General features: G+C 34.4%; 22 protein-coding genes. 6 read left to right on the forward strand and 16 right to left on the reverse strand.

Translation table 11 applies throughout. The features are described 5' to 3' along the window. Positions 1-115 precede the first annotated feature (115 nt). The 4 genes from PLX19_RS20765 to tatA form a co-directional block, all read right to left on the reverse strand. Complete coding sequence (locus PLX19_RS20765; protein WP_272190728.1) at positions 116-958, reverse strand: DegV family protein; 843 nt, start codon at positions 956-958, stop codon at positions 116-118. Positions 959-1,111: 153 nt separating this feature from the next. Next, on the reverse strand, positions 1,112-1,363 hold the full coding sequence (locus tag PLX19_RS20770) for a DUF2535 family protein (protein WP_020060705.1): 252 nt from the start codon (positions 1,361-1,363) through the stop codon (positions 1,112-1,114). Positions 1,364-1,518: 155 nt separating this feature from the next. Continuing rightward, on the reverse strand, positions 1,519-2,274 hold the full coding sequence (tatC, locus tag PLX19_RS20775; RefSeq protein ID WP_272190731.1) for a twin-arginine translocase subunit TatC: 756 nt from the start codon (positions 2,272-2,274) through the stop codon (positions 1,519-1,521). A 124-nt stretch (positions 2,275-2,398) separates the two neighbouring features. After that, entirely contained in the window at positions 2,399-2,563 is a 165-nt protein-coding gene (gene tatA / locus PLX19_RS20780; protein WP_035430399.1) for a twin-arginine translocase TatA/TatE family subunit, read from the reverse strand. Between the two features lie 193 nt (positions 2,564-2,756). Here tatA and trhA point away from each other — a divergent pair, with 193 nt between their 5' ends. Continuing rightward, complete coding sequence (trhA, locus tag PLX19_RS20785) at positions 2,757-3,413, forward strand: PAQR family membrane homeostasis protein TrhA (protein ID WP_272190733.1); 657 nt, start codon at positions 2,757-2,759, stop codon at positions 3,411-3,413. Between the two features lie 41 nt (positions 3,414-3,454). Here the strand turns inward: trhA and PLX19_RS20790 are convergent, their stop codons facing one another. The 3 genes from PLX19_RS20790 to PLX19_RS20800 all read right to left on the reverse strand — a co-directional run bounded on the left by PLX19_RS20790 (position 3,455) and on the right by PLX19_RS20800 (position 7,115). Next, complete coding sequence (locus PLX19_RS20790) at positions 3,455-4,174, reverse strand: lysophospholipid acyltransferase family protein (RefSeq protein ID WP_272190734.1); 720 nt, start codon at positions 4,172-4,174, stop codon at positions 3,455-3,457. A gap of 113 nt (positions 4,175-4,287) precedes the next feature. Continuing rightward, positions 4,288-4,923, reverse strand: coding sequence for an FMN-dependent NADH-azoreductase (locus tag PLX19_RS20795; RefSeq protein ID WP_272190735.1), 636 nt, complete (start codon positions 4,921-4,923; stop codon positions 4,288-4,290). A gap of 197 nt (positions 4,924-5,120) precedes the next feature. Continuing rightward, positions 5,121-7,115 (reverse strand): penicillin-binding transpeptidase domain-containing protein, encoded by a 1,995-nt coding sequence (locus tag PLX19_RS20800; protein ID WP_272190736.1) that lies wholly within the window; start codon positions 7,113-7,115, stop codon positions 5,121-5,123. A gap of 286 nt (positions 7,116-7,401) precedes the next feature. Here PLX19_RS20800 and PLX19_RS20805 point away from each other — a divergent pair, with 286 nt between their 5' ends. Beyond that, a complete protein-coding gene (locus PLX19_RS20805; RefSeq protein WP_272190737.1) occupies positions 7,402-7,662 on the forward strand; it encodes a hypothetical protein in 261 nt (86 codons plus the stop codon). Between the two features lie 30 nt (positions 7,663-7,692). Further along, positions 7,693-7,854: a hypothetical protein gene (locus PLX19_RS20810; protein WP_272190738.1), complete on the forward strand. Its 162-nt coding sequence runs from the start codon at positions 7,693-7,695 to the stop codon at positions 7,852-7,854. 20 nt (positions 7,855-7,874) lie between these two features. Here PLX19_RS20810 and PLX19_RS20815 read toward each other — a convergent pair whose 3' ends face one another. Together PLX19_RS20815 and PLX19_RS20820 are read right to left on the reverse strand one after the other, a co-directional pair. Beyond that, on the reverse strand, positions 7,875-8,363 hold the full coding sequence (locus PLX19_RS20815; protein WP_272190739.1) for a dihydrofolate reductase: 489 nt from the start codon (positions 8,361-8,363) through the stop codon (positions 7,875-7,877). Positions 8,364-8,384: 21 nt separating this feature from the next. Next, positions 8,385-9,341, reverse strand: coding sequence for a thymidylate synthase (locus PLX19_RS20820; RefSeq protein WP_272190740.1), 957 nt, complete (start codon positions 9,339-9,341; stop codon positions 8,385-8,387). A 268-nt stretch (positions 9,342-9,609) separates the two neighbouring features. Here PLX19_RS20820 and PLX19_RS20825 point away from each other — a divergent pair, with 268 nt between their 5' ends. Then, complete coding sequence (locus tag PLX19_RS20825) at positions 9,610-11,067, forward strand: serine hydrolase (RefSeq protein WP_272190741.1); 1,458 nt, start codon at positions 9,610-9,612, stop codon at positions 11,065-11,067. Between the two features lie 184 nt (positions 11,068-11,251). Here PLX19_RS20825 and PLX19_RS20830 read toward each other — a convergent pair whose 3' ends face one another. Beyond that, complete coding sequence (locus PLX19_RS20830; protein ID WP_272190742.1) at positions 11,252-11,449, reverse strand: hypothetical protein; 198 nt, start codon at positions 11,447-11,449, stop codon at positions 11,252-11,254. Between the two features lie 223 nt (positions 11,450-11,672). Here PLX19_RS20830 and PLX19_RS20835 point away from each other — a divergent pair, with 223 nt between their 5' ends. Further along, positions 11,673-11,915 carry a DUF3947 family protein gene (locus PLX19_RS20835; RefSeq protein WP_272190743.1) on the forward strand — a complete coding sequence of 81 codons (243 nt, stop codon included), beginning with the start codon at positions 11,673-11,675 and terminating at the stop codon, positions 11,913-11,915. Between the two features lie 234 nt (positions 11,916-12,149). On the opposite strand, the gene PLX19_RS20840 is transcribed toward PLX19_RS20835, so the two are convergent. From PLX19_RS20840 to PLX19_RS20850, 3 genes are all read right to left on the reverse strand, one after another. Next, positions 12,150-12,365: a spore germination protein gene (locus PLX19_RS20840; protein WP_272190745.1), complete on the reverse strand. Its 216-nt coding sequence runs from the start codon at positions 12,363-12,365 to the stop codon at positions 12,150-12,152. Positions 12,366-12,474: 109 nt separating this feature from the next. Continuing rightward, a complete protein-coding gene (locus tag PLX19_RS20845; RefSeq protein WP_272190746.1) occupies positions 12,475-13,500 on the reverse strand; it encodes a serine hydrolase domain-containing protein in 1,026 nt (341 codons plus the stop codon). Positions 13,501-13,572: 72 nt separating this feature from the next. Beyond that, a complete protein-coding gene (locus PLX19_RS20850) occupies positions 13,573-13,863 on the reverse strand; it encodes an L-lactate permease (protein ID WP_334313774.1) in 291 nt (96 codons plus the stop codon). A 121-nt stretch (positions 13,864-13,984) separates the two neighbouring features. Between PLX19_RS20850 and PLX19_RS20855 the strand changes: the two genes are divergently transcribed. Continuing rightward, positions 13,985-14,374: a hypothetical protein gene (locus PLX19_RS20855; protein WP_272190747.1), complete on the forward strand. Its 390-nt coding sequence runs from the start codon at positions 13,985-13,987 to the stop codon at positions 14,372-14,374. A 216-nt stretch (positions 14,375-14,590) separates the two neighbouring features. Here PLX19_RS20855 and PLX19_RS20860 read toward each other — a convergent pair whose 3' ends face one another. From PLX19_RS20860 to PLX19_RS20870, 3 genes are all read right to left on the reverse strand, one after another. Next, a complete protein-coding gene (locus tag PLX19_RS20860; protein WP_272190748.1) occupies positions 14,591-14,983 on the reverse strand; it encodes a VOC family protein in 393 nt (130 codons plus the stop codon). Positions 14,984-15,011: 28 nt separating this feature from the next. Further along, on the reverse strand, positions 15,012-15,641 hold the full coding sequence (locus PLX19_RS20865) for an HAD-IB family phosphatase (protein WP_272190750.1): 630 nt from the start codon (positions 15,639-15,641) through the stop codon (positions 15,012-15,014). A gap of 111 nt (positions 15,642-15,752) precedes the next feature. Continuing rightward, positions 15,753-16,328 (reverse strand): YpjP family protein, encoded by a 576-nt coding sequence (locus tag PLX19_RS20870; protein WP_272190751.1) that lies wholly within the window; start codon positions 16,326-16,328, stop codon positions 15,753-15,755. Positions 16,329-16,395: the final 67 nt, after the last annotated feature.

A 16,395-nucleotide genomic window follows, 5' to 3' on the forward strand; every position in this document is an offset into this window, starting at 1 on the left:
TTTCTAGTTCTTTTGTTCATTAACAAATCAATAATTCCCAGAGTGTCGGAAATCCTGAAGGGTTTCCCAACACTCTGCGAAAAAAGCTACTTGAATATAATCAAGTAGCTTTTTTCTATTCTGCAAAATACGAAAATCCAATTGCTCCAACACCTGTATGTGTACTAATAACAGGTGTTGTAAAAAAGATTTCAGATTGTGTAAATCCACTAATTTTTTCAACTGCTTCTTTCATTTTCTGCGCTAATGGTAATGCTTTTGCATGTGGAATCGCAACTGCTTTTACTGTTTTACCAGCTATATCCTCTTCAAATATTTTCGTCAAAGTTTTTACAATTTGTCCTTGGCTACGTACTTTAGTAATCGGATTATAGACTCCATCGTCAATACTAGCAACTGGCTTAATATTCAATAAAGATCCAATCATTGCTTTTCCTTTACCGATACGACCGCCTTTGACAAGGTTCTCTAACGTATCAACAACAACGAATAGACGTGTGTTTTTTCTAACTTCTTCAATACGTTTTAAAATTTCTTCTAAAGAACGATCTTCTTGCACCATTTTCGCTGCTTCAATTACTTGATAAGCCAAAGCATGACTAATAAATAAAGAATCTACTACTGTTACTTTTGTATCTGTCATTGTTGCTGCACTATTTGCCGTTGCAACTGACCCGCTTAATCCATTTGTTAAGTGAATCGAAAGAACTTGACTGCCGTCCTCTCCTAAGCGATCATACAATTCTACAAATGAGCCAACTGCTGGCTGCGATGTTTTAGGTAATTCTTCTGATTTTTGCATTTCTTCAATAAACTCATCTGGTTGTAAATCTACACGATCTAAATAAGTTTGTCCGTTCACAGAAATTGATAATGGGATAACATGAATATCATATTTCTCAATCACATCTGGTGATAAATCCGCCGTTGAGTCTGTGACAATTTTAATTTTTTGCATGTTTTATTTCTTCCCTTTCCACTACGCTCTCCCTGTTATTATACTAGTAATCCTACTGCTTTCAACAGTTTAAGGTAATTTTCCAACGAAATTCTTGTTTTTTATGCCTAAAAAGAAAACGGCAGAGCTCTTTTTCTCTGCCGCGAGTTTTTCCTATGCATTTTTTTCTAACGTATTTATTTCATATACATTTGAATAATCATTCCATTTTAAGCAACTCTGCAAATATTCTCGAAATGAGTACGAAAACCTTGGTTGTTTTTGTTTTTGTATTTTAGAAATAAAGAGCTGAAGACGCGACTGAATTTGAAACGCTAATGGGTGCTGTGTTTGTAATACTGGAATTTCAACCACCTTTACGCACTTTCCTGTTGGATGAGTGAAATAAAAACTCTTCATAATCACGATATCAATCCTCTTTTTTTTTTTGATTTATAATGTTAGTATAAACCGACAAAGACAAAAAGTTTGTCTAAATTTTGGAGAAGCTTTATTTTTTTCTTCTTTATATTGTATACGCTTACATCAATAGTATAACAAAGAAATAAAAAAAGTGCCCGTCATAAAGAAGCACTTTTCGATGAAGATTGTAATTCTCGTTTTATCTTTCTTTTATATACAATTTTTGACATCGTAATACTTAATTCATAAATTACTAACAGTGGAATTGCTACGGAAAAATCCGAAATAAAATCAGGTGGTGTAATACAAACCGCAATAACAATTAATATAAAGTATGCATATCTTCTAATCTTTTGTAGTGCTACTGGATTTAAAATCCCAATGCTCGTTAAAAACATTGTTACAACAGGCAATTCAAAAATTACAGCAAATGGTACGGTCATGTTCATAACAAAAGAAAAATACTTGTCTGTTGTAAACATCGTTTGAAACATTTCATCACCAAGACTAACTAAAAAATTGAGTACAAATGGTAGAATAATAAAGTATCCGAAACATAGTCCACCAATGAATAATATAAATAATCCTGGCACGTATAATAGCGTCATTTTTTGCTCATGCGGAAGCAATGCTGGCTTGACGAATAACCAAAGCTGTAGAGCTGCGATTGGAATAGTACATACGATTGAAAACACAGCTGCAATAACAAAATAAATCCACAAAATATCGCTTGGCCCAAGAACTGTTAATTTCATATGTAAATCTTTCACAATAAAACTATAAATCTCTTTTGTATAAGAAAAACCAATAATAAGGAAAAATAAAAATGCCACTGCTGTAATAATAAGTCGTTTTCGCAACTCCCCAAGATGATCTACTATGCTCATTTCGTGATTGTTCATATTCTCACCCATTTCTCTGGTAACTGGGAAAAAGATGCAAGCTCCTCTTACACCTTTTTCCCCTCACAAACGGCCGTAGCCATCCGTTTCATTTAACTAATAATAAGCAGGAACTCCTTCCTACTGATAAAAAACTTCATTTTTTCTCGTCTATATCATCATGCAGACCTTTTGCAGATTTTTTAAATTCTTTTAAGGTTTCTCCAAATGCTCGTCCAATTTCCGGTAATTTCTTTGGTCCAAAAATAATTAATGCTAAAATTAAAATTAAAATTAATCCTGGAAACCCAATATTCGGCATACTGCTTCCTCCTTATCTTCAATTAATTTCATTTTGTCAAAAAAGTCTGTAAACGTCAATGTATCCATTATTTTTTTGTCTGAAAAATTTGAAAATATAATCTTTATACATTTTTTATTTCCTATTCCTGTTGTATATGATATGGTGAATGAAACTATACTCTTCATTTCACTCATGAGAAAGAGGTCGAAACATGACTAAAAAAATGACTCGAATGACTCAATTTGTTAAAGAAGAAATTGCAAATGCAATTACACATGGCATCGGTGCCATTTTAAGTATTCCTGCGTTAATTATTTTAATTATTCATGCATCAAAACATGGAACTGCATCAGCAATTGTAGGGTTTACTGTATATGGTGTGAGCATGTTTTTACTGTATTTATGTTCAACGCTATTACATAGCATCCATCATCCAAAAGTGGAAAAATTATTCACCATTTTAGATCACTCAGCCATCTATTTGTTAATTGCTGGCACATATACACCATTTTTACTAGTTACACTACGCGGGCCACTAGGCTGGACATTACTTGCGATTATATGGACACTTGCAATTGCAGGAATTATTTTTAAAATCTTTTTTGTACGTCGCTTTATTAAACTATCAACTTTATTTTACGTCCTGATGGGATGGCTCATTATCGTTGCTATTAAACCACTATATGAAAACTTAACGGGGAGCGGTTTTTCATTATTATTAATTGGCGGAATTTTATACTCTGTCGGTGCTATCTTCTTCCTATGGGAGAAGCTCCCATTTAACCATGCAATTTGGCACGTCTTCGTATTAGGCGGAAGCACGATGATGTTTTTCTGCGTTTTATTTTATGTATTACCTGTAGCATAAGAAAAGGTCTCAGCTTTTATTATAGCTGAGACCTTTTTTACTTACTTTTTTAACTGACTTGCAATAATATCTTGCGTATATTTCGCTAATTCTTTAATATCCATATTTTCATATTGTTCTGCAGTGATTGGTTTCGAAATTGTGACTGTTGCATGCGCCGGCTTCATTCGATTACCGTTTGCTTCAAACATTTTATACGTTCCGTCCAATGTTACAGGTAAAATCGCTACACCCGCTTTTACAGCAAGATGGAAACTACCAGCCTTAAATTCTCCCATTTCACCACCCTTACTACGAGTACCTTCAGGGAAAATCACGATAGAGTGCCCTTGTTTTAACAGTTCAATCCCATTTTTAATGGCTTGCAACGATTGACGTCGATCTTTACGATCCATAAATACACAATTCATCATTTCCATCCATGTTGAAACAAGTGGAAACTTTTTAATTTCTACTTTCGAAACAAAGCCAATTGGCTTATTTAAATATCCTAGTAAAACAGGAATATCCATATCACTTTGATGATTACTTACAACCAGTACCGGCTTATCTTGTGGCACATTTTCGAGTCCATTCACTTGTATTGTTGATCCAACTACACGAATCATCTTCTTGCCAAACCAATTTGTTGTTTGATACACTAGCTGATCTTTTTCTTGTACTGGTAGTGTATGTATCTTTCGTTTTAAACGCCACATTCTTGGTGTAATACCAATTACAATTAAAATTAAGTACAAAATTTTAAAAAACGTCTGAATCATATAGAACCCCCACATATTGTCATTCCGTTCTTCATTATACTAGACAAACGAAGGAAAAAGAAGAAAAAATGTCCAAACGACAATCGTTTGGACATTTTTCATAATATAATAGATTAGAATTGTTTTGCTAACTCTTGAGCTTTTTCAATAGCTCTTTCTTTAATTTCAGGTGCTTGCGCAGGATTTGCGCTCATACCTTCTACTGCGATATATTCGACATCCGTTACTCCCATAAAGCCTAGTATTGCTTTTAAGTGATTGCGTCCAAAATCCACTCCTGCATACGGGCCTTCAGAATACACACCGCCTGTCGCTTGGATATGAAGTGCTTTTTTGCCTTCTAATAAACCGATCGGACCATTTTCAGTATATTTAAATGTTTTTCCTGCAATTGATAGGTTATCTAAGTATGCTTTTACAACTGGTGGATAGCTTAAATTCCACATCGGTGTTACGAATACATATTTATCTGCATGCATAAATGTTTCTAAGTTTCCGTTCATAGCTGCAATTTTTTGTTGTTGGCTTTCACTTAATGTTTCAAAGCCTTCTCCTGCTCCAAGTTTCCCCCAAGCAGCAAGCACTTCACCATCAATTACAGGTACGTTTGTATGGAATAAATCAATTGTTAAAATTTCATCTTGAGGATTCGCTTGTTTGTATGCTTCAATAAATGCTTCTCCTACCGCCATACCGAATGATACTTCTGCTGGATTTGGATTTGCTGTAATAAATAATACTTTTGACATGTTCATTTCTCTCCCTTTTTCATAGATATCTTTAATTCGAGATTTTTAACAAAAAAGTAAATCACTTACCTTACGTAAGTAATAATACCTAATTAACGCTTTCTTGTCAATGAAAAAATAGTTACTTTTTTTTAGTAAGTAAATAACCATATAGAAAAGGAGCCATCTCGCTTATGAACGAGATAACTCCTTTTCCATTACTGCCCTAATACATGCTTTACTTTCTCAGCCGGAATACTACTTCCGCCTCTTCCTTTTACATCTTCAATCATCATTGAGATAATCATATTTGGAGAATTTGCATCAAATGCTACAAACCATCCTAACTCTTTACCATCTGCTTCTTTTGATTCTTTTAATTCAGCTGTTCCTGTTTTTCCAGCAAGTGTAATACCATCTAATTTTGCAACTTTACCCGTTCCTTCTGGATCATTTACAACTTTTATTAAAGAGTTTTTCAAAATATCATTGTTCTCTTTAGATATCACTTTTTCTTTCCACGCCTTTACTTGCTTATCATCTTTCACAAGATGCGGAGATGGAATATTTCCTTCATTTACAATTGGCGCATATGATAGTGCAACGTGTAGAGATGACATTAAAACTTGTCCTTGACCATATCCTGTATCTGCAAGTTGAATATCACCTTTTATGCCATCTTTTGCGATTTGCGACGTTGCAAATCCATATTCAATTGGTAACTTTTCACCTAGTCCGAATTTCTTCGCTTCTTCTGTAAATTTATCTTTACCAATTTTCAATGCTTCCTGCGCAAAATAAATGTTATCGGAATACATCATTGCTTTTTCAAAATCTACTGGATTTGCATCTTTTACTCGCGTTACATAATAGTTACCCCAAGAAGAATCTTTTGCCCATTTCATACCATCAATTTTAAGAGATTCTTTCGGATTAAGTGCTTTTGTTTCAAGACCAATTGCTCCTGTAATCGTTTTGAAAACTGAGCCCGGTGCGTATACTTGTGTAAAGCGATTTGTCATTGGCTTTTTCGGGTCATTGTTTAAAGCTTCTCGCTCTGCTTTCGCTGACTCTCTCATATAAACATTCGGGTTGTATGATGGACTACTTACGAGCGCTAATGTTTCCCCTGTTTTCGGATGTACTGCTGCACTTGAACCTGCCTCACCCTTCATTTCTGCATAAATCTTTTGTTGCAAATTTCCATCAATCGTTAGTGTAATATTTTCGCCATCTTTCGCTGGTTTTTTTGCAAGCTCTTTTAGCTCTTTTCCTTTTGCATCGGCAATATAAACACGTCCACCTTTTTCCCCGCGGAGTTTATCTTCAAAAACGCTTTCAAGGCCTGTTCTTCCAATAGGATCATCCGCTTTATATCCTTTTCCTTCTAATTTCTTCAAATCATCTGCATTTACTTTGCCCATATAGCCCGTTAAATGAGCGGCAGCTTCTCCTAAAGGATACGTCCGAACATTTACTGTGCGCGTTGCTACACCAGGCATAGATATGTAATCATTTTCATTTGCACCTTCTGGTAAAATAGAAAGTGGTACATAGTAATTTGGTTGTACCCACTTCGCTGTTAATTTCTTTTCGATCTCTTCAACTGGCATTTGTAATAACTTCGCTAACGTTTCTTTCGTTTGCTGTGCTGATTCGCCTAACTTCCCAGGTACAACTCCAACTTCTGCGGATTTCCCATTTGTCGCCAATCCACTTCCGTTCCTATCAGAAATTTCACCGCGCTTTGGCGAAAATGATTGAACAAGTACTTTATCATCTTGTTTCATAGTTGGAAAAATAAATGATGGATTCCAATCAACTTTCCAGACGTCCTTATCTCCATCTTTTTCTTTCACAAGTTTTGCCTCATTTTCAAATGAGATTTTCCCACCAATTGTATCCATACTAACTTTAAAAGGTACATTCGCATTGTCCTTCTCATCTTTTTTGTCTTCTTTTTTCGGTTCTGCAGCAACTTTTAAATTTTTCACTGTAATTCCTGTATACACATTTTCATATTTCTTTACAAAATCATCTTTTGAAATGGACTGCTTTGCCTCTTTTGATAACTGATCATACATTTTATCAAATTTTTTGTCATTCCATGCTTTTACATATGTATCCATCGCTTGTTCTGGCTTCTCTTCTTTCCCACAGCCTACTACTAGTAGCAATGAAAAAATAAGAAGTATTCCCCATATCTTTTTCACATTTCTTCCTCCTTTATTTCTCGAAACTATCATACTATAAAAATCCAATTTCTCAAAATTAATCCAATAAAAAAAACGACGCAATATGCGCCGTTCTTTATATCATCATTATAACATTCAGAAAATTTTTATATAAGACTTTGTTTTAATTTTTTCTTTTCTTAATATAGAATCAAAAAGGAGTCGATACAAAGTTGTGGCTTGTACTAAGAAAAGGTAGGAATCTCTGTATATATTTTTTCGGGAGATTTATTTCTAATATTGGAGCACGATCAAACATGGGGGCATGGGAGTATATTTAGCAATTTTTGCTGCTGGAGGTATACTCGGAGCAACACAAGTATCAAAATACCGAGAACAGTTAAACAATAAGAAAGCCTATATTAGATTTATAAGTATGAGCGGCATTTTATTTTTTCTATTAGGTGTTCCGTCTCCATCTCTTAGTATTATTGCGACCTTTTTACTAGGTATTACATTTAATCTAAGTGTTGTGTTGGCACAAGTCTATATTCAACAATCATGCGAAGAACAGTATTTAGGGTAAGTATTTGCAACTTAGACGTTACTCGCTGTTTTGGGCGGAGGAATAGGGGCTTATTTATCTGGACTACTACATGATATCTTTGACTTAAAAACAGCCTTTTTTGTAACAGGTTTCTGTATGCTGCTTCCAATCTGCATCACTTTATTAAAGACATTTCATCATAGGCAACAGCAAAAGAAGATTGGTATGTAACACACCAATCTTCTCTCTCCTTATTTTTTTCTACCGTACACATGATAAGCGTATGTATATGGATTTTTCTCATCTGTCACGCCTTGTATTACAGATATTTCTTCCCACTCATTGTAGTTTATTTCTGGGAAAAATGTATCACCTTCAAATACCTCTTCAATTTGTGTAATATACAAGCGATCAGCAAAAGGAAGCACTTCTTTAAAAATTTCTGCACCGCCAATTACAAAGAGTTCATCAATCATTTGCTCGTCCATTTTCTTCACATCATCAATAGAATGAATGACCTTACAGCCTTCCATTTCATAATTTTGATTACGAGTTAAAATGATATTTGTTCTGCCGGGTAACGGTCTGCCAATAGATTCAAACGTTTTTCTTCCCATAATAATCGGATGACCCATCGTTACTTTTTTAAAATACGCCAAATCTGCCGGTAGATGCCAAGGTAATTGATTGTCTTTACCGATTAGTCGATTTTTATCCATTGCTACAAGTAATGAAATCATCTATATCCCCCCTATTTTTGTTTACACTGCTACTGGTGCTTTAATTGCAGGATGTGGATCGTATCCTTCTAACGTTAGATCATTCATTTCAAAATCAAAGATAGACTTCACATCTGAATTTAGCTTTAACGTTGGGAATGGACGTGGTTCACGTGCTAATTGTGTTTTCACTTGTTCAAAATGATTTGTGTAAATATGAGCATCACCAATTGTATGAACGAATTCTCCTACTTCTAAGCCGCATTCATGGGCAATTAAATGTGTTAATAAAGAATAGCTTGCTATATTAAACGGAATACCTAGGAAAATGTCCCCGCTGCGTTGATATAACTGACAAGATAATTTTCCGTCTGCCACATAAAACTGGAATAACGTATGACAAGGCGGCAATGCCATACTTGGTATATCTTCTGGATTCCATGCAGACACAATAAGGCGGCGGGAATCAGGATTTTTCTTAATCATATCAATTACATCTTGTAATTGGTCAAGCGTTTCTCCAGCAGCCGTTTTCCATGCACGCCACTGCTTTCCATACACATCACCTAAATTACCGTAACGCTTCGCAAATTCATCATCTTCAAGCACCTTTGTTTTAAATAATTCCATTTGCTCATTGTATTGCTTATTAAACTCTTCATCTTGCTGGGAACGAAGTCCAAAATCGTTCATATCTGGACCTGTATATGCATCGCTCTCTACCCAGTTCTTAAACGCCCATTCGTTCCAAATATTATTATTATGCTGCAGCAAATAACGAATATTTGTATCACCTTTCATAAACCAAAGAAGTTCGCTCGCTACTAAACGAAACGGCACACGTTTTGTCGTAAGTAACGGAAAACCTTGACTTAAATCAAAGCGCATTTGATACCCAAATACAGATACTGTTCCTGTACCAGTGCGGTCTTCTTTTCTCGTACCGTTTTCCATAACATGACGGCACATATTTAAATATTCATACTCTGCGTGTTTCATCAAGTAACCTTCTTTCACAATTGCTTTATGTAACATTATTTTTTCCTATATGGAGTTTATCATATATGCCTTCGAATTTCACACGGACTTTTTTATAAAAACTCTTTAATATAGAATACACACGCAAAAACTCATTATTTAAATATTTTTACACCTTTAAAATCTGACATACTTTCGTCAATCTTTCTGCTAAAAAGAAAAAGGGATTTCCTATCTATTTCAAGAAACTATAGTGCGGTAGTAAAAATATATGAGTGGAGGTTTTACTATGCAAAAAACTGAAATGCCTCTTACAAGTAAATTACATACGACAATCCAAAACATGATGAAAGATTTAAAGGTCCCTGGAGCGGCAGTAGCCATCGTAAAGAATGGAGAGGTAATGCTGTCAGAAGGTTATGGGTACCGTAATACAAAAAATAAAAAACCCGTTACACCAAAAACATTATTTGCAATCGGTTCCGCAACAAAAGCATTTGGTACTTTTTCTTTAAGCTTGCTCGAGCAGCAGCAAAAATTTAATTGGGATACACCAGTACAATCGTATATTCCAACTTTTTCACTTCACGATCCACTAGCAAGCGCACAAACAACAGCTCGTGACCTTGCATCTCACCGCACCGGTGTCAGTCGCCACGATTTACTATGGCGCGCAGACTCCTTAAGTAGAAAAAATATCGTTGAAAACCTTCGCCACTTAGAGCTAGATGCACCGTTCCGCTCTGCATTTTTATATAACAACTTAATGTATGCTACAATTAGCTCTATTGCAGAAAATATTACAAATGAAACCTGGGAACAATATACAACAGAACATATTTTAAATCCACTTCAAATGGAACATACAAACTTCTCAGTAACCACTTCACAAAAATCAAATGACCATGCACTTCCTTACATCGAGAAAGATGGAAACATAACAGAAGTACCTTTTTGCAATCTGAATACAATTGGTGCTGCTGGATGTATGAACTCTAATATTGAGGATATGGCAAAATGGGTGTTACTGCATTTAAATAAAGGAAAAGTTGGCGAACATGAACTTCTTGCGCAAAATCTGCTTGAGCAAATGTATACACCGCATATCCCGATTCCAGATGCACCAATGTTCACTATGCCAGAAACTCTAGTAAACAGTTACGGTCTTGGCTGGTTTATTACTGCCTATCGCGGCCATAAGGAAATCTATCACGGAGGGAATATCGATGGATTTTCAGCATTTGTCTCCTTTATGCCAGAACATAATATTGGTCTTGTCATATTAACGAACCGTGGTAACACGTTACTCCCTCCATATCTTGCACATCAAATTTATGATGAATTGCTTGAATTAGAACCAATTGACTGGCACAAACGTTCGATAGAAGATACGGAAAAGTTTCAAGAAATGATGAAAGAAATGAACAAACCGCTACCACAAGTAAAGGAAACTGTTCTTTCCCATCCGTTAAAAGATTATACAGGAACGTTCGAACACCCTGCTTACGGCACAATTGAAGTACACAAACGAAATGAATCATTAAATTTAAAATTTGCGTCATTCGACATTGAAATGAACCATCACCACTATGATATGTTCAATACGAAATGGAATCTTTTCCAAGTAGAAATGGACATATTAATTTCTTATGAAATGAATCCAGCTGGTGAACTGCACGAACTGAAAATACACCTCCCAGCAACGTTAAGCACCAAGCCACTTCTGTTTACGAAAATAAATAACTAGCATTTTTATTTTTGTAATTTTTCTCAAAACCAAAAAAAGTACATCACTCTTCTATATAGTGGTGTACTTTTTTGTTTCATAAGACCTCTACGTAACCTCATGTACAGTAACAAATATTTCTAACCAATTTTTCATATACAAGGACAGAATATAAAAGATATGAAGTTTCTTTAAGCAAGTTATTTTATATATTCCAAGGGTTAATATTTATATCATTATTATATTTATAATCAATTTTTTCTTTTCCACACTTTTCACACTTATAAAAGCTAGCTGTCCCCATCTGCCCTGTTTTAAAATTTTCACTATCCTGAGTGTTAATGAATATATACTTATGTATACATTTTGGTTCTCTTACTTTATTCAACCATTTTCCTAACATAAAGCAATCACTCCTTTAGAGGATATTCCTCCTTCATTTCTACATTTAGAAAATCCTACAAAAGATTTCCCATAAATGAACACGTTACCTTACTCTCTTTGCATTAGCCTTAACTCACGGCGTACAAGAGGTAACGAATTAGAAAATTCATTTTTTACACTTTCCAAAATTAATCTTCATAACATATTTTGTAGAAACTTATACGAAAGTGAGTTGAGTAATAATGTTTTATCCTTATCTTAACAACCAAATGAGAATTCCTGCTGGGTATGGTGCTAGTGTAACGCAAAGCGGAGCGCAAAGTACAATTCAAGCTGTTCAACAAGCATTACAAGCACAACAACAGGCGCAACAAATGCAACAAAGTATGCAACCTTATTACTTGCAATATTATTATCCAATGCATAGTACACAATATGGAATATCTATTTCAACGATTCCGTATGGAACTGAATACAATTTATAATAAATAATAATAAAAAATAATAGCTGTTTAACGGATACTTACTCATGTCCGTAAAATTTGATCCTTTTGAGGATTATCGTAATGAAGGAAAACGAAAGTGGTACAAATTCAATAAAAAAAGCTAGCAATAGCTAACTGCTCTACAAAAGATATATAAGATCGCTTCGCTGAAACTAGCTGTAGTATAAACGGGCTTTGAAATATTATGCAGTGGAGAGAAAAGGATAAATAATTTTAGACTGTTCCAATTTGATTTTGATCAGCTACATCTGAATCAAATGTATTCGTACCGCTTACACCGTTAAAAGTATTAAGAACAAAAGCAACGTTAGATGAACCGGATCCGTTATAAGCTTTCGTATTTTCTTTCGGAGATACATTATAGAAGTCTCCTAAGTTAAAAGAACCATTACTATTTTGTACGACTAAGTTTCCAACAAGAGACGGCATATTTTCACCTACTTTATCAAGGATTGTTTAAATCACTATATGATTCATTCTGTGAAAGGGTTCGACTGCAATTTACTCATGGAATTGCGAAGAGATTAAAACAAAAATCTCATTTTAAAATTTCTCCAATAATACCCTTCATTTGATGAACCTCTAAATCGGTATTTGTCATAATAACTACACCTGTTTCTAAATATGGATAAGCTACGAGCATACTTTGAAATCCTATCCCCCAACCAAGTGAAGAAAATTCAATTTCTTGTCCTGTACCATCAAGAAAAACACCTAAACCCGCCCATTCTTTACAGCCTTGTGAAGTAATGAGTTCTTTTACCTGAATCTCAGAAAGACCAATTTTACTTTTACCTTTTAACGAGTTCATTACTTCAATTACCAAAATAGCTAAATCTGTTGGTGTTGTCCAAAGTCCGGAAGCTGCTGGATATGGATAAATTGGATATCCGCTCGAAACGACTTCTCCTTTTTTATTATGACCACAAGAAAATTGTCTATTACTTCCAGTTAATGCTATTGGTCCAAATGTGCTGTTTTTCATACGTAACGGTTCAAATATAAGCTCATCTATTAACACCTCAAAAGGTTTACCACAAACATCTTCTATTACTTGTTGTATGATACAAAAACCTGCATCGGAATATTGAAAGTCACTTTCTGGTTCATAATTCACTTCAATACGTTCTTTACAATATGGTGTTTTCCCTTCTAATAATTCACCCATTGTAAGTTCGTCTAGAGTGGAATTATATTCGCAAAAACTCCCTTCAGGATCGATAATTCCAGATTGATGGCTAAGTAATGTTCGTAACGTAACCTTTTTATTTTGCGTATATTCATTTTCAAAAAGCTTCCAAGATATAAGTCTATTATTTATATCCTCATCTAAATGAAAGATTCCTTGTTCGGTTAGCTTTAAAACTAGCATTGCTGTTAAAAACTTACTAATCGAACAAGCATTAAAAATAGAATTACTGTTTACATTTCTATTCGTTCCCGCTTTCATGACACCAAGCTCTTTTGTCATATGCACCTCACCATTTTCAATGAAAGCAATGCTTAAACCAGATACATTATAGTGCTCCATACGCTCTGAAATATTTATATTCCTTAATTCCATATCAAATCCACCTCCATATTATCCCATGTAAATTTTAACAAAAGAATGTATGTTCGTAAGTTGTTTTTATCTTTATCCCGCAAGCGTCATTTGTTTTTGCATCTCATTTTCTTTACTACTAACCTGGCAAATCGAAGTACTTAATGCTATCCTAGAAGGATTAACCATCGTCATGAAAGAGGAACTTACGTTTTGAATACAAGCTAATAAGACTGGAGATAATCCAACTTGAACTGCAGTCTGTGTTTGTAATTTGATAAACATTGTATTTGATGCAGTATTACTTCCTGTTAAAAAACCTATATAAGGAAGGACGAGAATCTTTGCCTCACAAATGATGAGGGAAAATTCCGATAATATTATGTTATATCAACCTCATATGAATGAGGTATTCGTGTTTATAAATTATGTTGGACAAGCATACAAGCAAAAAACTCCTTTTTCATTTAATATACTAAATATAAATAAAGGAGTTTGATAATTTATGGTACCACCAGGACCATCATCCGGAACAATTCTAGATCTTGCAACAAATACTATTACTGTTTTAAGTACGGGAGTTTATAGTATCGAATTTAGTATTGTTATTGCTATAGCTGTCAATGCTAGCGCCCAATCCGAAGTTGTGACAGTTATTGCAAATGTTAATGGCGTAGATGATTTGACAAGTTTTGCGGCTTTTATAATCAATCCTTTTATAATCAATCCAATAGATAATGCTTTTCTAACTATTGTATCGATCCCATCTAAAACCATACAGCGAAATCTCAATGCAGGAGATCAAGTATCTCTTCGTTTTACTTCAGTTGCTGGTGGTGGTTCAGGAGTTTCCGGTTATGACAATCCTTCACTTGTTGTTACAAAAATTGCATAAGGTGAATGAAACAAACAATGCTCCTCCTAGGCATTGCTTGTTTTGAGATGAAAGTCTCTACTTTCCTATTACATCCTTTTTGATGTATTTCTTAATAAAGAGTGAATCATTCTTGCTAATTTAAGTGTTAAGAGAATTTTCGATAATCTTGATCATAGTATCCTCTTCTAATTATAGTTTGTTTAACTAATAGAAGTCATTCTACTTATACTCCATTTACATCTCCATATTCGGCGCATACACAACTTCTAAGATGTAACCGTTTGGATCATAAAAATCTACTGTATAATATCCTTCTGAATACTCTTTTACTTCTATTGGACCACGAATGATTGTAGCTTGAACATTATGTAAAAAACTTACTACTTCATCAACTACAGAACGATTCATTGCTTGATAACAAATATGTCTTGGCCCTAATGTTCGTACAAGCTCTGCATCAATCTCTTTAAAATAAATTTCTGTTTTCCCTGTACTAAAAGCTGTTTCATTTAGTTGTTTCCAGCCAATAATCGAAAATAATTGACGATAAAATTCAATAGACTCCTCTAAGTTTGCTACCCAAAATTCAATATGGTGAATACCTGGTTCAAACGTTTTTTCCGACATACTCCCTTGCTCCCTTTCCCGCTTCACATTATTTTGAATGTACAACACTTACAATTTCTTCTGGTACATTCGCTATGTAATTCGGAGATTCAGCCTGTACCGTTTCTATCACATCATATCCCCAGCTTACCCAAATCACTTCTACACCAATTTTTTTGCAAGATACAATATCTCGAAGCTCATCTCCTACGTAAATCACATCTGAATTTTTTAGTTTGTTTGCTTTTAAAAATTTCTTTATTACCTTGTCTTTTCCGAAAATATTGTTAGAACAAAAAACATTATGAATATAATCAATTTCATTTTGACGTAAAAATTCCCGAATATGTTCCTCAGCGTTCGATGATACAATGACAATTTCATAGCCACTCTCTTTCAACGTCTGCAAAACATCTCTAATTCCATCAAATAAAGAAAGACTTTGAATCGATGGCTGATATAATTTATAGAACTCTAATGCGATCATAGGAATTTTATATAAAGGCACGTGAAGCAATTTACATCTCTCTGGAATTGATAACTTCCGTAATGCCTCAACATCCTCTTCTTTTACCTGTTTAAAACGGTGTTTCTCTGCTATTTCATTAAAAATAGGAATAAAGATATCTTTAGAATCTACTAAGGTACCGTCAAAATCAAACATAACATATTTACTCATTGCCAATGCTCCTTGCTATCATATTTTTTTACACTTAAGAATTCTCTTTCAAATTGATATAACCTTTTGTTTACAAAAAAGAACAAGGTATATCTCCTTGTTCTCATTTTTCTATGACAGCCATTGCGGCGGTGTATTCGTATTCCAATAAATATCACCAAGCTCGTGGTGTGCTATAAAGTCATCATCATAACGATGATAATGAAAATTAAAATAATAACCATCTTGCGGTGGATGATCTCTTCTTACGTGAAAACGAAGTAAGTCATCTCCAGTTTTTGTATTATAAACATGGAAAATCTTTTCATTTTTCCCACCGGCTGGTTTTTGTGAAATTGCTAAAGACTGCAGTGAATCTTCTGGTGTATGATTCGCAAGGTCTGCAAGTGCTTCTTCTATTTTCGGCAATATAATATCTTTAAACTCATCTTCAATTACTGGACCGATTTTCGATCCGAACTTCTCCATCGATTGCCGCTCTGCTTCTTGCATCGCATAGGAAAGGAATGCTTCTGAGCTTATATCGTTTAAATTTTCATCCAGTGTATACGACGGTTGTTCTAGATTTTGTTGTTTTGTAGGCTTGTCCGCTTTTGCAGTACCAAGCAGTACAGAAGGAGGTGTTACTAATCCAAATGTTAATACAGTAATTAACGCGACGAGTGTCTTTTTCATCCAATTTGGCATGTTGTATCCCTCCCTTTCTTTTTATATTTTTATAACTATTTCTTCTATTATACAAAATGATGCCAAT

Source organism: Bacillus sp. BP-3 (genome assembly GCF_028401955.1).
In the GTDB taxonomy this organism is placed as follows: Bacteria; Bacillota; Bacilli; order Bacillales; family Bacillaceae_G; genus Bacillus_A.

What these genes read in the sequence shown, in the direction of transcription:
- PLX19_RS20765 (WP_272190728.1), bottom strand. Translation starts at nt 958, where the DNA reads ATGCAAAAAATTAAAATTGTCACAGACTCAACGGCGGATTTATCACCA.
- tatC (WP_272190731.1), bottom strand. Translation starts at nt 2,274, where the DNA reads ATGGGTGAGAATATGAACAATCACGAAATGAGCATAGTAGATCATCTT.
- tatA (WP_035430399.1), bottom strand. Translation starts at nt 2,563, where the DNA reads ATGCCGAATATTGGGTTTCCAGGATTAATTTTAATTTTAATTTTAGCA.
- trhA (WP_272190733.1), top strand. Translation starts at nt 2,757, where the DNA reads ATGACTAAAAAAATGACTCGAATGACTCAATTTGTTAAAGAAGAAATT.
- PLX19_RS20790 (WP_272190734.1), bottom strand. Translation starts at nt 4,174, where the DNA reads ATGATTCAGACGTTTTTTAAAATTTTGTACTTAATTTTAATTGTAATT.
- PLX19_RS20795 (WP_272190735.1), bottom strand. Translation starts at nt 4,923, where the DNA reads ATGTCAAAAGTATTATTTATTACAGCAAATCCAAATCCAGCAGAAGTA.
- PLX19_RS20805 (WP_272190737.1), top strand. Translation starts at nt 7,402, where the DNA reads ATGGGAGTATATTTAGCAATTTTTGCTGCTGGAGGTATACTCGGAGCA.
- PLX19_RS20815 (WP_272190739.1), bottom strand. Translation starts at nt 8,363, where the DNA reads ATGATTTCATTACTTGTAGCAATGGATAAAAATCGACTAATCGGTAAA.
- PLX19_RS20820 (WP_272190740.1), bottom strand. Translation starts at nt 9,341, where the DNA reads ATGAAACACGCAGAGTATGAATATTTAAATATGTGCCGTCATGTTATG.
- PLX19_RS20825 (WP_272190741.1), top strand. Translation starts at nt 9,610, where the DNA reads ATGCAAAAAACTGAAATGCCTCTTACAAGTAAATTACATACGACAATC.
- PLX19_RS20830 (WP_272190742.1), bottom strand. Translation starts at nt 11,449, where the DNA reads ATGTTAGGAAAATGGTTGAATAAAGTAAGAGAACCAAAATGTATACAT.
- PLX19_RS20835 (WP_272190743.1), top strand. Translation starts at nt 11,673, where the DNA reads ATGTTTTATCCTTATCTTAACAACCAAATGAGAATTCCTGCTGGGTAT.
- PLX19_RS20840 (WP_272190745.1), bottom strand. Translation starts at nt 12,365, where the DNA reads ATGCCGTCTCTTGTTGGAAACTTAGTCGTACAAAATAGTAATGGTTCT.
- PLX19_RS20845 (WP_272190746.1), bottom strand. Translation starts at nt 13,500, where the DNA reads ATGGAATTAAGGAATATAAATATTTCAGAGCGTATGGAGCACTATAAT.
- PLX19_RS20855 (WP_272190747.1), top strand. Translation starts at nt 13,985, where the DNA reads ATGGTACCACCAGGACCATCATCCGGAACAATTCTAGATCTTGCAACA.
- PLX19_RS20860 (WP_272190748.1), bottom strand. Translation starts at nt 14,983, where the DNA reads ATGTCGGAAAAAACGTTTGAACCAGGTATTCACCATATTGAATTTTGG.
- PLX19_RS20865 (WP_272190750.1), bottom strand. Translation starts at nt 15,641, where the DNA reads ATGAGTAAATATGTTATGTTTGATTTTGACGGTACCTTAGTAGATTCT.
- PLX19_RS20870 (WP_272190751.1), bottom strand. Translation starts at nt 16,328, where the DNA reads ATGCCAAATTGGATGAAAAAGACACTCGTCGCGTTAATTACTGTATTA.